The sequence below is a fragment of the Acinetobacter sp. CAU_H_S139_7 genome, assembly GCF_058599305.1.
The window spans coordinates 3,210,642-3,225,142 of the sequence record NZ_CM178651.1; the positions used below are offsets into that span (position 1 = coordinate 3,210,642).

Annotated in this window: 15 protein-coding genes; 5 read left to right on the plus strand and 10 right to left on the minus strand. The window is 43.2% G+C overall.

The annotated features are described in order from the left end of the window. The first annotated feature begins 68 nt into the window (after positions 1-68). Positions 69-623, plus strand: a complete 555-nt coding sequence (locus AC4MC0_RS15600) for a YqgE/AlgH family protein (RefSeq protein WP_004692720.1) — start codon at positions 69-71, stop codon at positions 621-623. After that, the gene (gene ruvX / locus AC4MC0_RS15605; RefSeq protein ID WP_062035179.1) at positions 616-1,059 is read left to right on the plus strand and encodes a Holliday junction resolvase RuvX; all 444 of its coding nucleotides are present in this window, start codon (positions 616-618) and stop codon (positions 1,057-1,059) included. The genes AC4MC0_RS15600 and ruvX overlap by 8 nt, the downstream gene beginning before the upstream one ends. Positions 1,060-1,182: 123 nt before the next feature. On the opposite strand, the gene AC4MC0_RS15610 is transcribed toward ruvX, so the two are convergent. Genes AC4MC0_RS15610 through AC4MC0_RS15620 form a run of 3 tightly spaced genes read right to left on the minus strand, consistent with a single transcriptional unit; the run spans position 1,183 to position 4,516 of the window. Next, positions 1,183-2,190 carry an HlyD family secretion protein gene (locus AC4MC0_RS15610; RefSeq protein ID WP_279734003.1) on the minus strand — a complete coding sequence of 336 codons (1,008 nt, stop codon included), beginning with the start codon at positions 2,188-2,190 and terminating at the stop codon, positions 1,183-1,185. A 35-nt stretch (positions 2,191-2,225) separates the two neighbouring features. Beyond that, positions 2,226-2,432 carry a DUF1656 domain-containing protein gene (locus AC4MC0_RS15615; RefSeq protein WP_004978737.1) on the minus strand — a complete coding sequence of 69 codons (207 nt, stop codon included), beginning with the start codon at positions 2,430-2,432 and terminating at the stop codon, positions 2,226-2,228. A gap of 2 nt (positions 2,433-2,434) precedes the next feature. After that, positions 2,435-4,516, minus strand: coding sequence for an FUSC family protein (locus AC4MC0_RS15620; protein ID WP_279734009.1), 2,082 nt, complete (start codon positions 4,514-4,516; stop codon positions 2,435-2,437). 448 nt (positions 4,517-4,964) lie between these two features. Here AC4MC0_RS15620 and AC4MC0_RS15625 point away from each other — a divergent pair, with 448 nt between their 5' ends. After that, the gene (locus AC4MC0_RS15625) at positions 4,965-5,735 is read left to right on the plus strand and encodes an IclR family transcriptional regulator (RefSeq protein ID WP_004692725.1); all 771 of its coding nucleotides are present in this window, start codon (positions 4,965-4,967) and stop codon (positions 5,733-5,735) included. 6 nt (positions 5,736-5,741) lie between these two features. On the opposite strand, the gene AC4MC0_RS15630 is transcribed toward AC4MC0_RS15625, so the two are convergent. Next, positions 5,742-6,374, minus strand: a complete 633-nt coding sequence (locus tag AC4MC0_RS15630) for an alpha-ketoglutarate-dependent dioxygenase AlkB family protein (protein WP_125273383.1) — start codon at positions 6,372-6,374, stop codon at positions 5,742-5,744. Between the two features lie 128 nt (positions 6,375-6,502). Between AC4MC0_RS15630 and AC4MC0_RS15635 the strand changes: the two genes are divergently transcribed. Continuing rightward, the gene (locus tag AC4MC0_RS15635; RefSeq protein ID WP_335998401.1) at positions 6,503-8,305 is read left to right on the plus strand and encodes an ABC transporter ATP-binding protein; all 1,803 of its coding nucleotides are present in this window, start codon (positions 6,503-6,505) and stop codon (positions 8,303-8,305) included. Positions 8,306-8,358: 53 nt separating this feature from the next. Continuing rightward, a complete protein-coding gene (locus AC4MC0_RS15640) occupies positions 8,359-8,769 on the plus strand; it encodes a hypothetical protein (RefSeq protein ID WP_125273384.1) in 411 nt (136 codons plus the stop codon). A 107-nt stretch (positions 8,770-8,876) separates the two neighbouring features. Here the strand turns inward: AC4MC0_RS15640 and pgsA are convergent, their stop codons facing one another. From pgsA to lpxO, 6 genes are all read right to left on the minus strand, one after another. Continuing rightward, a complete protein-coding gene (gene pgsA, locus AC4MC0_RS15645) occupies positions 8,877-9,464 on the minus strand; it encodes a CDP-diacylglycerol--glycerol-3-phosphate 3-phosphatidyltransferase (RefSeq protein ID WP_004692729.1) in 588 nt (195 codons plus the stop codon). Positions 9,465-9,570: 106 nt separating this feature from the next. Next, positions 9,571-10,365: a thioesterase family protein gene (locus tag AC4MC0_RS15650; RefSeq protein ID WP_004692730.1), complete on the minus strand. Its 795-nt coding sequence runs from the start codon at positions 10,363-10,365 to the stop codon at positions 9,571-9,573. A 113-nt stretch (positions 10,366-10,478) separates the two neighbouring features. Continuing rightward, the gene (gene uvrC, locus AC4MC0_RS15655) at positions 10,479-12,278 is read right to left on the minus strand and encodes an excinuclease ABC subunit UvrC (RefSeq protein WP_151835698.1); all 1,800 of its coding nucleotides are present in this window, start codon (positions 12,276-12,278) and stop codon (positions 10,479-10,481) included. Positions 12,279-12,439: 161 nt separating this feature from the next. Further along, a complete protein-coding gene (locus tag AC4MC0_RS15660) occupies positions 12,440-12,784 on the minus strand; it encodes a DUF2185 domain-containing protein (RefSeq protein ID WP_125273386.1) in 345 nt (114 codons plus the stop codon). A 155-nt stretch (positions 12,785-12,939) separates the two neighbouring features. Beyond that, positions 12,940-13,347, minus strand: a complete 408-nt coding sequence (locus AC4MC0_RS15665) for a PH domain-containing protein (RefSeq protein WP_058868779.1) — start codon at positions 13,345-13,347, stop codon at positions 12,940-12,942. Positions 13,348-13,565: 218 nt separating this feature from the next. Further along, positions 13,566-14,480 (minus strand): lipid A hydroxylase LpxO, encoded by a 915-nt coding sequence (gene lpxO / locus AC4MC0_RS15670; protein ID WP_335998402.1) that lies wholly within the window; start codon positions 14,478-14,480, stop codon positions 13,566-13,568. Between the last annotated feature and the right edge of the window lie 21 nt (positions 14,481-14,501).

Sequence of the window (14,501 nt, forward strand, 5' to 3'; positions counted from 1 at the left end):
TAGTCTAGTAACGTGGTAGATAACAACATTTGACTAGAAGCATTTTAATTTCAAGGAGAAGCCTTTAGGTGAGCAAACAATATCTGACGCATCGCTGTCTCATTGCCCCACCCGATATGGCAGATGAAGTCTTTGCCCATACCGTGATTTATTTGGCCCGACACGATGAGGAAGGTGCTCAAGGCATCATCATCAACCGCCCTTCAGGACTTTCAGTCAAAGAACTGCTCAATGATCTTGAAATTGAAGCCGATCACGTCCGACCACACGATGTTCTCCAAGGTGGGCCTTTGCGTCCAGAAGCTGGCTTTGTCTTACATACGGGCCAGCCGACATGGCACTCTTCCATTGCAGTCGGCGAAAATATCTGTATCACCACGTCTAAAGATATTTTAGATGCGATTGCGCATAATGAAGGTGTGGGTCGCTATCAAATTGCTTTGGGTTATACCAGTTGGACCAAAAACCAATTGGAAGATGAGCTGTCTCGCGGTGATTGGTTAGTCTGCGATGCTGATATGGATTTGATTTTTAATATTCCTTATGACGACCGTTGGGACGCAGCCTATAAAAAGCTCGGGCTGGACCGAACCTGGTTGTCTTCTGAGATTGGACATGCCTGATTTAAACACACCCCAAATGATTATGGCATTTGATTTTGGTACACAAAAAATGGGCATGGCAGTCGGTCAAGCACTGATTGAAAGTGCAACGCCTTTGGCTTTGTTTCCGATGAAAGATGGCATCCCCAATTGGGATGAACTGCATAAAATTATTAAGCAATATCAACCCAATGTATTTTTAGTTGGTTTACCGCTGAATATGGATGATAGCGAGTCGGAATTATCTGCTCGAGCACGTAAGTTCGCACGTCGTTTACGTCATCAAACCAATATTGAAACATGGATGGTAGATGAACGCTTAAGTACTCGTGCAGCCCGTGATGAGCTGAGCCATTATCATGCGCAAGGACGAGGCAAAAAACTTTCTGCTGATAGCCTTGCCGCAACATTGTTTATTGAAAGCTGGTATCGCGATCCTGAGGGTCTTACACCTTAAGTAAGACTTTCTTAAAACAAATGACATGGGCTTTATGATTGATACTGTCCTCAACACATCAAATAGCGTTCAAAAAAAAGCATCCTCATTGGATGCTTTTTTTTGAAATGAACAGAGCTCAATTTAGTGCTGTGACTCGGTAATATGTACTGTCACGGTTCGCCCCGCGACAAAGGCCAATTCATTTTTCGGAATATCATCCAGTGCAATTTTCACAGGAACGCGCTGCGCTAAACGCACCCAACTAAAGGTTGGGTTTACATTGGCCAACAAACCTGTACTTGTAGTTCGTTCACGATCTTCAATGCCTGAAGCAATCCCCTGTACATGCCCTTTTAAGATGTTTGAGTCGCCCATCAACTGTACAGTCGCGGGCGCACCCAAATATATTTTATTTAACTTGGTTTCTTCAAAATAACCGACCACATAAAGCTGCGAGCGATCTAATAGCGCCGCTACCGCTTGCCCTACTTTGACATAATTCCCTGCTTTCATCTCAAAATTAGACAGTGTGCCATCGGCTGGTGCTACGACTTCGGAGCGGTTCAGGTTTAATTCAGCCAAATGTAAATGACTGGTGGCTACATCGATTAACGCCTGTTGCTGCGCAATATTGGCTTTGGCCTGCTGAATCGCCGCTTGCATTTGTTCATATTCGGCATGCGATTGATCTCGTACGGCAAACATCTGATCTTGTTCTTGCTTTGATATAGCACCATCCATCAAATTGGCATAGCGTTCTGCATTTTTATCGGCCAAGTGACTATTGGCTTGTGATTTGGTCAAATTGGCTTTGCTTTGAAACAACTCCGCTTCGGTGGCGGCCAAACTGGCTTTGGCTTTAGCCAAGTCTGATTTGGCTTGTTCCACATCAAGCGCCTGACGCGCCACATCAATTTTAAACAGCACCTGCCCTTGTTTGACGCTTTGATTATCATGCACTAAAACTTCCGTGACTAAGCCTGATACATCGGAAGACACTTGAATCACATCGCCACGAACCCGCCCATCACGTGTCCACGGTTCAGCATTATAATAATGCCAAAGATGCACGAGCACTGCGATCGCGATACCCGCAATCAGCACTAAAGTGATGGGACGGCTCAGTTTACGCCAATCAAAGGATGCCATTTCTTTTACCTCATTCATTTCAATCAGATGTGTGCTTAGGCAAAGCTCACGATAAAACCCCAATGGACCATGCCAAGCACTGTAATGTAGAGGCATAAATAAAAAATACTGGGTAAAAAAATCCAGCCTTTGTCGACCCAAGGATCGATCATCCGCATGAGTAACCGTAATACGATGTAAGCCAATACCGCCTGAATGACCAAAACTGGCACATACACACCATAGATATTAAGTTCACCCATCGTTATGCTCCCAGCAAACGGACTTGAGACATTTCGTCCCATGTCGCATGACAGAGACTGCTTTGAATATTATTCAGTGAAACTTGCAAACGCCGAGCAATGCTTAGGTCTTGCAGCTGTATAAGCTCGGCCTGAATGATCTGAATTTTGTCCAAAATGTGTTGTCTGACCTGTAGGTCGCTATGGTCTAATTCTTTAGCGTGAAAATAAGCATCCATTTGGCTTTGTAGTTCTTGTAGATACAGCGTGATAGAGGCCTGCATAGGCATTTTTTCAATAAGTTCTTGCACCCGAGTTAAATCAATCACTGCACTGGATTCAATCAGGGCCAAATTGATTTTTTGCTTCAAGCGATCGGACTGTACTAACTTGGTATTCAGTACGCCTATCCGATCCAACATACTGCGTAAATGCACTCTAAACTCCACCCCATAAGGTAGATAAAGCGCTTGTCGTATCGCTTTATAATGTAAAGACAGGATTCGCTTGGCGGTAATGTCCGGCGACATCGCACGCACCAAGTGAATCACATAGACAGAAATGATGGGGCCAAGCACCGTCCCAATCGATGCATCAAAAAACATCACTTGATCAAGGTGATAACGGTTTTGTAGGTTTAAGCCCATGACCACACCCATTATCAAAGGTAGCGCTAAACCTGTGAGTGGTGGGTGTAAAAACAGCATCAGACAGTACATACAAAAAGGGGCCAACACCACAGCCAACATCCAAAAAGCGCTAATGTGCGGAAAGATGCCATAAGCATAAATAAAGACAATAATCGCAGCATACAGACTGGCACGGATAAAGATTTTTAAGGCAGGAACAGGATTGTCCATACTGGTCAGAATACAGGCACAAATAGCGGCCATCTCTGCCATCATAAAACCCGCTTTCCAACCACTGACAATCCAAAAGCCAGTCGCCACAAGCACCACAATAAAAGCTGAAATGCCGCCACGCACGGCTACGCCATGATCTCGATGTAAATTGGGATAGTTTGTACTAATCGGGGTCACGATTGCGGGTAAGTTGTCATCCCCCTGTTGGATACGCTGCCAAATCAGCTTAATGGCACGTATATTTTGGGTGAAATGACGCACATCCATTTTTAAACTGGCCAACATGACTTGCTGCTGTGGCAAGGCACTGTCAAATACAGCTTGGAAACTCGACTCAAATTGTTCAGGCAAATGATTTAGTTCTTGTTCTAAAATGGCTTGATCGCCTTGCAAAAACTCGACGATCTGCACATGGACTTTTTCTAAAGCTGGACGGTAGCGTGAGTCAATGTGATCTAACTGCTGAATTCGCTCGGCCATGGCCACCAAGTTTGTCACCAACATACTGAGTTGATGCAGCATTTCTTGGAGCGGTTTGGTCATGCCCTGCAAGGTCGATTTTTCATAGCTCAAGTGCACGGCCATCACATGAATATCGGCAATATCCCGCGTGATATGACTAAGCGTAGTGCTGTAATTAATGGCCTTAACATCATCTGTCAGGATCTGATCAAAAACTGCTCGGGTGTCTTGAAAAGTCTGTGAAACACGGGTTTTGACTACGGGACCAATATGCATGGGAAACAGTACCGCATTCACCACTGCACTACACAGTACTCCCACCGTGATTTCAATACAGCGACCAATCGCCATATCAAACATGGAGGTGGTTTCAATGTTATAGACAATGTTGTAGCAAATAATGACCGTAGTATAGCCAGCCAACATAAAAATATAGCTACGCGGCGTCCGATCCAACAATGAAAAATATAGACAAAACCCGACCCATGTGGCTAAAAATAATGTGAACAATTCAGGAGTGTTGATCAGGTTTGGCGTGACTGCAATCGAAACAATCGCTCCCAGCAACGTTCCCAACACCCGATAAAGACTTTTTGAGGAGGTCATACCCGCATATGGGTTTGCGATGACGAAGACCGTTCCAATCGCCCAAATGGGATAAGCCAAATCTAATGAAAATGCGACATAAAGTGAAAGCATGCCTGCCAAAAAGGTTTTCGTCGCAAAAATCCAGTCCAATTTATTTGGACGGAATGCGAGTAACTGTTTGGTGAGGAACATAAATTCATCTCTAAATGCGCTGAATGACAACATTTAAACAACTCTTCAACACAGCATTGCTCAGACAAACAGCATCACTTCGTCCTCACCTCATGCGAAGACGGATGAAAAAATGATTCAAATAAATGAAGTCTTTTACAGACATGGTCAAAGACAGCGCCATGTTGAAAGGAAAGAAAATAGCTCAATAAATAACAAAATCATTATTCATTAAAAGACATTTATAATGACAATCTTTCCAAAAATATGGATTTTTGTCAATTAAAATATCTTAATATGATAATTTACATGTTTTTAAGATCATATTTCACCCTTTTTATTGCGTTGCAAATGCTGATAAAAGTCCACGAAAGCCATGTGTCCAGAACGAAAGCCATGTCGAGTCTAGGGTTTTTGTTATATAGTAACTGTCGTTCAAATGGCATTTATTTTGACTAAGTAGGTTCTTATGGCACTTTCAAGTTTCGGTAAAATTCTCACTGTCTTAGACCTCTTTTCTGTGTCACGCCCGATTATCAATGTCGATATCATCAGTGCCGAACTGGGGCTATCACAGCCCACCAGTTACCGTTATTTAAAGGAATTGGTATCCGCAGGACTTTTACAGCGCTTAAGCGGTACCAGCGGTGACTATACTTTAGGCTCTCAAATTGCTGTTTTGGACTATATCTCTCGAACCACAGACCCACTCTTACAAATCAGCATTCCTTTTATGCAAGACATCGTTGAGCGAACGGAGTTTTGCTGTATCCTCACCCAGCTCAACGCAGAGCACTGTATTGACCTATATGGTGAAGTCTTTAAAGACCTTGAGTTATTTTCTTATGGGCGTGGTTGCCCACGTCCCGTATATTTAGGTTCATCGCCTAAAGTGGTGATTTCACAGCTCAGCAAAGCTAAAATTATTGAATATTATCAAAAATTTTCGGCTCAGCTGGCCGAAGTCAATTTTGCTGCGAGCCAAGATGAATTTTTACAGAAAATGAAAGCCATTAAGAAACAGGGCTATTATTTTTCCAATGGCGAGTTTGACCCCAACCTAGCCAGTCTGTCTGTACCAGTCAAATTTTCACCCAAAGATACACCGTTGGCACTGACCTTATTGGCTTCGAAAAACCGGTTTGAATTTGTGGATCTGAAAAAAATGGTTGAAATATTAAGACATAGCGCCTTACAGATCGAACAGAAATGCCATCTATTGCATAATATTGAAGCTTAATTTTACTTAGCGTTGAAGCATTGGATAGAAATAGCGAAAGGTTAAATTCAGACGCGGCTCAGTGATTTTGCTGGATTTCATCAAAGCATGTTTCCAGTAGCGCTGGGTCTGTCCACGCATCACGATCAATTGCCCGCTGTGCAACATCAGCCCGACTTTTTCCTGTTTAAACTTGTGCTTAAAGCAAAACTTACGGGTTGCGCCAAAACTGAGTGAGGCAATCACCACATTTTCTTGCTGCGGTGAACGTAGTGAAGGCTCATCATCACTATGCCAGCCGACGGCTTGGCTGCCATTTTCATATAAATTAGCTAGGCATGAGTTAAATGGATGTCCCACCAATTGCTCAATATGTTGTTTTAAACGAAACAAAGCTGGATTCCATAACCGTGCTTGCTTGGCACTGCCCGAATAGTGATATTCATACTCGGCATCGCCATACCACACCACTTTTCGCTCCGTGACATAACGTTTGCCATACAGTACGACCTCGTCAGGTTGCCATGCCAAATGTGCTAAAAAATAATCCAAATATTTCGCACTTTGCTTCGCAGTTAAAATCAAGCCCAAGTCCTGCACCTGCCCATCGAATGGGAGCAAGTTTGCTTGCGGTTCAGGACTAAACAGATTTAAGGTCATGACTTTTCCTCCTCTGCAAACAGTTTAACTGAATTTAGAACGACACAAATCAAAACAAAGTCACAGCTTGTCGCCTAGCCTCCTTATGCATACACTCATGTGAACTTTCACAATAAAAAGAAGCATGTATGAACCTTTGGCAGTTGTTTCAAAAGCTTCACCCCTTTGTCCGTCCCTATCGGATATTGGTGATTGCGACCTTGATCCTGACGCTGATTGGTTCCTTCACCGCGCAGGTTAATGCTCTGACTTTGCAATATGCCGTCGACAGTATCAACCGTCTGGTCGAACAAGGCCAAGGACTGACCGAAGGCCTCCATATTTTGATCACCATTTCTATGATTTTACTCAGTAAAGAAATCATCAGTGCCTTGGTGCAGTTTGGTCAAAAGTTTTATGGGGAAAAGCTCCGCATTCTGGTATCGCAAGACTTGGCGCAAAGTATTATCGAAAAATTCCTTAGCTACCGTTTGGCTTTTTTTAATGCCGATCAAAACCAAGCGGGTAAGCTACAAACGCGAATTGACCGTGGCATTGGTTCACTGACCCGTCTGGTACAAATCTTTTTTATCGATATTTTGCCACTTTTTAGCAGTGCCATTGTGGCACTGGGGCTGATGTACTATGCCAACTTCTACGTCGGTTTGGTGGCGACCAGTATTATCCCAATTTACTTTTGGCTGACCTTCCAACAAGCTAAGAAACTGGGCGGATGGCGGCGCAACCTGCGTGATGGCCGTGAAAAAAAGAGCCAAGGCATTCTCAGTATTATCCAGTCGATTAGCGTGATTAAGTCCTTTAACCGAGAGTCCATTGAATCGACTAAACAACTGAAACTACAAAAAGCACTGACCGATAACCAGATGCAAACGCGTCAACTCAGCTTTTTATTTGATGGCTTAAAGACCTTTATTGAACAAATCGGGATTGTGTTAATCATCATCCTCACGGCGTACTTTGTGCTCGATGGACAAATGAGCATTGGCATGATCATGTTTCATATTTTGCTGTTTAATAATGTCTCTGCGCCAATTCGTTCATTGCACCGTATTTATGATGAAGTCAATGATGCAATGATTTACGCGGAAAGCTTTTTTAAAATTTTAGAAGCAGATGATGAAATCGAGCAAAGTGGTGCGCTCAAACCCACAATTCAGGGTAAATTCACCTTAAAGAATGTCGATTTTTTCTACCCCAATGGTCATCACGCATTAAAACAAATCAACATGGAAATTCGACCCAACAAAATCACGGCTTTGGTGGGCTTATCTGGTGCAGGAAAATCCACTTTAATTAGCCTATTAGATAAATTTTATCAGCCTGATGCAGGAAAAATTGAGCTCGATGGAATTGATTTACAAGACATCGACACCGCCTATTTACGCGATCACATTGGCCTCGTCTTACAGAAAAATCACATTTTCCAAGGCAGTATTTTAGACAATATTCGCTATGGAAAAATCAATGCCAGTGATGAAGAGGTCTATGCTGCCGCAGAAAAAGCCTCTATTCATGAACAAATTTTGCAGTTACCCGCAGCTTACCAATCCGATGCACTGATGCTTTCAGGCGGGCAACAACAACGCATTGCGCTGGCACGGATGTTCCTCAAGAACCCACCGATTATTTTTCTGGATGAACCAACCGCCAGCCTCGATGCGATTGCTAGCGAGCAAATTAAACAGAGCCTCGATGAGATCAAACAAGGGCGAACGGTGATTATTATTTCGCATAGTTTGTCACAAATTATCGATGCCGATTATACCTATGTCATGAAGGAAGGTTGTATTGCTGAACATGGGGAACATGAAGCGCTGTACCGTCAGGATGGAGTCTATAAAGAAATTTTTGATGCCATGGCCAAGAGCCTCAATATTGAAAAAATTGCCAAGACTTTTGAAGATGATACTGAGGAAGAAACGCATAGTTAGTTCTGGCACAATTTTTTAGAACTAGGATAAGCTTATTAAATAAAGAGTTAAATATGAAAACCGATTTCGAAAAACTATTAGAGAGCAAACATATGCTTGAATTTTTATCTCCCAACCCCTTTGAAGAGATTTTAAGTTCAGTTACTAACATGTTTATCCAGCAATCTCCAAGTGTCCAACTGCTTCAATTTAAAATCACTGGTGACCCTGATTGGTTAAGTGGTGCAAAACCAGCTGACCATCAAAATGATGTGATTTTAGTTCGAACAGGTTTTGCCGTCATGTGTGACTTTTCACTTCAAGATAATGATGGAATTTATGATTTAAAGGGTGTATTTACTTGGGTCGGTGCAAATTTAGATGAGACACCCATCACTAAAATGTGGATGGATCTGGATGGTCATTTAAACGAATTTGGAAAAGATGGGAAACTTCAAGCAAGAATCTACGAACTGGATGCATAAATAACTGATCAAAATGCGGCTATAAGTAAAATTTTTACATTGATATATGCCAAATCATCAAACCAAAACTCCAGCAATTTTGCTGGAGTTTTAAATATAAAAAATGCTTAAGGCTGTTTTAAGTAAGGCCAAGCCGCTTTGAGATAAATAAACATCGACCATAAAGTCAAAATTACCGCGGTATACAACAATGCATAAGCCAACATTTCAAGCGGCTGCCAATTCAGTAAGAACACAGTAATCGCAATCATTTGAAAAGCGGTTTTATATTTCCCAACCGTAGACACGGCTACATTGGTACGCGCACCTAATTCCGCCATCCATTCACGCAGTGCTGACACCGTAATTTCACGGGAAATAATCACAATCGCCGCAAATGCCATCGAAATTTCAGGTTTCCACTGTACCAACACAATCAGTGCTGCTGCCACCATCAATTTATCCGCAACTGGATCTAAGAAACGCCCAAATGCAGAGGTCTGATTTAAAGTCCGCGCCAAATAACCATCGAACCAATCTGTCACCGCTGCAACGACAAAAATAGACGTCAACAAAATATGACGAGACATACTTACCGCTTGTTCAGCGATACCCATTACAGGGGGCCAATAGGCCACCAACAAAAAGACCGGAATTAAGGCAATACGCGCCAAGGTCAAGATATTAGGAATATTCAGGATGCGACCTGTAGTCATAAACACCGCCCGTTGTTTCCCTCATGTACGATGAAAATGCACACTTTTTTGAGGTTTAATCCATCGTTAATAGCGCCCACTTTATACGAATTGACCTAAGGTGTCACTAGGCAAACACGGTAACTGTTTGACGTGAAATTGCAATTAAACGATTCTGATCATCCCACAAATAGGCGGCTTCGGTGGAATATCCATCCGCAGCATATTGCGTTTCAACGCGGTACTTCATCCAATCGTGTAACTGATTTTTCAGCGGATGCACATAGGTCAAATGCCATGTTAGCGAACTGGCAGGTGCCATACTTTTAAACATCGGTAGCACCCCTGGTGGCCAAATGTCCATCGACACCATGAGGTCGGCTACAGTCATGTCTCGATTTTCATGTAAGTCTGGATTAAACCGATACCAGCCAGAAAAGTCAGGCTTTGGGCTGGCTGTACATGGATACTGCCCTGTCACCCAAACCATATCTAGCTGCTTAAAGCACTCAGGCGCAAGCGGATGATGCGGTGCTACTGTGAGACCATCAACCGATGGAAACGCTGGTGCTACAGGTTCTTGATGCACATGGATACTTGATTCACGCTGTGTCCCAAAGCTTGCCACTAAAATGCTTTGAACTGCATCATCTTGCCATAAACGTACTTCCAAGGTCGTAACCGACTTACCTTGACGTAGAATCTCGTTGGTTAAACGAACTTTGGCCTGCTGTACTGGGCCAACAAAAGTCACGCTACAACTGAGTAAATGCTTCGTGTCATCGGCAAGAGTCAACAATGCTTTTTGCATCATTAAACCTGCGACCAGTCCCCCATAAATCGTGCGTCCTTGTAACCAACCTGTAGGAATATCAATCCATTCTTGTTCTGCTAAAGCTTGATAACTGTGTTGAAGTGACATGTGGCATCCTTGTTTTAAATTCCGTCCATATCTTTACAACACAATTCAACCAATGTGAATGATCAATGACCCATGCGTCAATGAGCACTTTTGCCATCGCAGTAGGTGCGGTTCTATTCATGCAAGACTTTATAAATAGTACGGGCCATCACTTCGCCCAAACCGGGGACTCCAGTTAAGTCTTTCTCGGAGGCCTTTAACACCCCTTGAATCCCGCCAAAATGCGTCAACAAATCGCGGCGGCGTTTCGGCCCCAAACCCGGAATTACTTCCAAAATCGATGAACCCCGTTTTTTATCGCGTTTGGCTCGGTGCTTGGTTATCGCAAAGCGATGCGCCTCATCACGCACCTGTTGAATCAAATGCAACGCTTTATGATCTTCAGGCAACTGAATTTTAGTTCCATCGGTAAAGTGTAGGGTTTCAAGGCCCGGTTTACGACCTTCACCTTTTGACACCCCGACCATAAAGGCCTCTAAACCCAGCTCTTGCATGACGTCCATCGCCATATGCAACTGCCCTTTGCCACCATCAATCAGCAGTAAATCAGGCAGCATGGCTTTTTTATAACGACGGGTCAGCGCTTGGCGCATTGCGGCATAGTCATCACCAGCAGTAATGTCTTGAATTGAAAACTGACGATAATCGCGCTTACGAATGCCGCCACTGTCGAATACCACACAGGAAGCAACGGTTTCTTCACCCATGGTATGTGAGATGTCAAAACATTCGATCCGATCAATCGGATGTCCCACCACTTGTTCTAGTTGATGGAAACGCTCATTCAGCTCAAAGTGATTGGCCAATTGCCCTTTGATCGCATGCTGTACATTCATCTGTGCCAGCTCTAACCATTCTGCACGTGTCTCACGCACGCTATGTTTAATCTGTACTTTCTTATCAAACTGTTGTTGTAACGCTTGTTCCAGTTCTTTTCGATCGGGCAATTCGACATTTACAATCACCTCACTGGGTACTTCATCTGCCACTTGGAAATAAAAGTTCGCTATGAAGTCAGCCAGCATTTGCCCCAAACCCTCTCCGAGCATATCTGGAAAATAACTTTTTCCTCCGAGCATTTTCCCGTTGCGCACATGCATAATCTGCACACAGGTCACTCCTGCCTGATAGGCAATCGCTAAAATATCTGCCTCACCTTTGAGCTTATAAATGGCTTGTTGAGACTGGACATCCCGCAGCAACGCCATACGGTCACGGTAAAACACTGCTTTTTCAAATTCTAAGGCTTCGGCCGCTTGCTCCATTTTTGCAATCAGTTCTTGATTCAGCTCTTTGGTGTCCCCTTGTAAAAAACGAATCGAGTTATCGACATCATTTTTATACTCTTCAGGGCTAATGAGTCCTACACACGGCGCTGAACAACGCTTGATTTGATACTGCAAACAAGGACGCTTACGCTGTGAAAAATAGCTATTTTCACACTGGCGAACATTAAACAGCTTTTGCAAAACCAACAAAGTATCCCGTGCATTATAAGCACTCGGATACGGCCCAAAGAACTTCCCAACTTGGTGTTTGCCTTTGCCTCGACCCGATGCAATCCGTGGATAAGGTTTGTCGGCAGAGACAAAGATATACACATAGGATTTATCGTCCCTGAGCATAATGTTATACGGAGGACGGTGCAGCTTAATCAGGTTTTGTTCAAGCAGCAGTGCTTCAGTTTCGGAACGAACGACTAAGGTTTCGATGTCATAAATACGCGCCACCAAAGCCTGCGTCTTCGGGTGCTCAATGGTTTTGACAAAATAACTCGAGACACGATTTTTTAAATTTTTCGCTTTACCCACATACAGCAGTTCACCGTCTTTGCCGAGCATGCGATAAACGCCCGGCAGTGTGGTCATATTGGCTAAAATTTTTTCGATATGTTCTCGTGCGTTTTCGTTCACAGGATTCCCTAATTTTCTCGGCTCGCCGTCAACTGTTCTGCTTAGGCTTAGCCTTTGATCTGTCTTTTAGATTGGGCAGGTCTGACGCATTTCAAGCTCATTGCTAGTGCGTTTCACAACCAGTCTGGCTGGCAAAAGACATTGATACTGAGATTGAAGGCTTATTCCAGATCCATCTCTTCAAAATCGATCCGTTCAAACACACCTTGTTCATTGCGGGCAAAGTGACTTCCCGCAGGCGCATTTAAGTGAGCAATGATGTCCGCATCATAGTTGGCAATCACATTGACCTCATAAAGGCCTAAATTTTCAGGGTCTTCAATATAGTCATCCCCTTCTTCACCCGATAAAAACACCCAACCACTTTCATCGCTAGATTGTGCTTCTTCACGGTACATATAAGCCACTTTTAGGCCTTGCACCGTAATCATATCTGATGCAATACAACTCCCCATATGCGGCACTAAAGTTTGAATTTGTGTCGGACTCAATTGATACGGCTTCATAAGCATATCCTTCAACGGCAAGTAGACGTTTTGCATGTGGAGGTTTGTGGGATGAACAGAACTCAAGTTTATTTTACTTTAGTCTTCACGGCATATTTGAGCAAGGCTTTCACTCGCTTAGGCCCGTAAAGCATACAACTTGCCTAAGACTGTATTTATGACAATTTTAACGCAGCTTTAAACGCTACTTTGTCTTTCGGTGACACCAAAATAGTTTTGGGTTGGCCCTGTTTCAGGTATTCAATCTTTAGACGATCTAAGGACAAGGCTGGTGAACTGATGGAATTATCTGTTTCAGAAACAGACTGTATCGCAGTCAAGGGAATGATCCATTTAAAACAGAGACTGCGAATTGTCAGTTGCTCCTGATCAACCACATAGCGGGTACTCCACAGCGGCCACCACAGTAAAACAATAGTCAAAGCATAGACCACAACGAACAAAAGATTTTGCATCAAAATGCCTTTGCCATAGGTGGTCAAAATCAATTGGGCTAACAGGCCTGACATAGCAATAATAAACCCCAAAAACCACCAGTCCATCTTCGAACGAAACTTTTGCACCTTGAAACCTCATGCTTTATCTAAGTTATAAGTTGCGATCTTAAAAATGACACAGATACGCGCTCATGTTGTTTTTAGTTTTAACTGGATAAAGCATAAAGCCATACGTGGTTCGAATCCACTGTGAGCCTTGAAATAAATAGAAAAATCAAAAGGGCAGATAGGCCTCCCCCTTTTCTGCCCAAATAAAAAACGCCCCTCAGGGCGCTTAATGTGCTTTAAAACACATAAGGTTGAACAAAGATCAAAAAGAAAATTCCGAGCATCAGGAACCACTTTAAGAAGTAGTACAGTTGACGGTTGGTTTTCTTCAAAGCTTTGGCTTTGATCCGCACTTGATAGACATAACCAAAGACTTTATTCAGCCCACCCGTTTGATCCCCAGCTTCATTTGGAGAGCTGGCAGCGGTCATCACTTTTTTACCAAACCAGTGATTGAAACGTTCCATAAAGCGTGTCTTTAATGGACGCTCGACATCGGCAAAGAAAATAATGCGGTTTTGATCAGTGGTGTTTTCGGCATAGTGAATATAAGTTTCATCAAAGACCACACTTTCACCATCACGCCATGAATAGCGCTGACCATCCACATCAATAAAGCAGCGGTCATCATTCGGTGTGATCAGCCCCAAGTGATAACGCAATGAACCCGCATAAGGGTCACGATGACGAACCAAACGGCTGTCTGGTGCCAGTTCAGTAAACATCGCGGCTTTAATGGTCGGCAAGGTTTTCAGCAACGCCGTCGTTTTTGGACAAAGTTCAGCAGCTGACGGATGCGCAGAGTCATACCATTTCAGATAAAAACGCTTCCAACCCGTTTTGAAAAAGGAATTAAACCCTAAGTCATCATAACTGCTCGATGCTTTAATTCCGCCTTTTTCATATAAAGCTTTGGCTTCATCACGAATCATTTCCCAGTTTTCATCCAACACTTTTAAGTCTTGAAAATGCTGGGTATCGATATATGGCTGATTCGGCACCTTTGAAAACATGTACATGAGGTAGTTAATCGGTGCAAGAATCGTTGAATGATCGAAAAATTGACGATAAAACGAGTGACGAACCTTCCCACGTTGCTGAATATAAAGTGCAGAAAGAATAAAAATCGCCAGAATGATCCACTTCATCATATGAAAACCTGGAAACCAAAG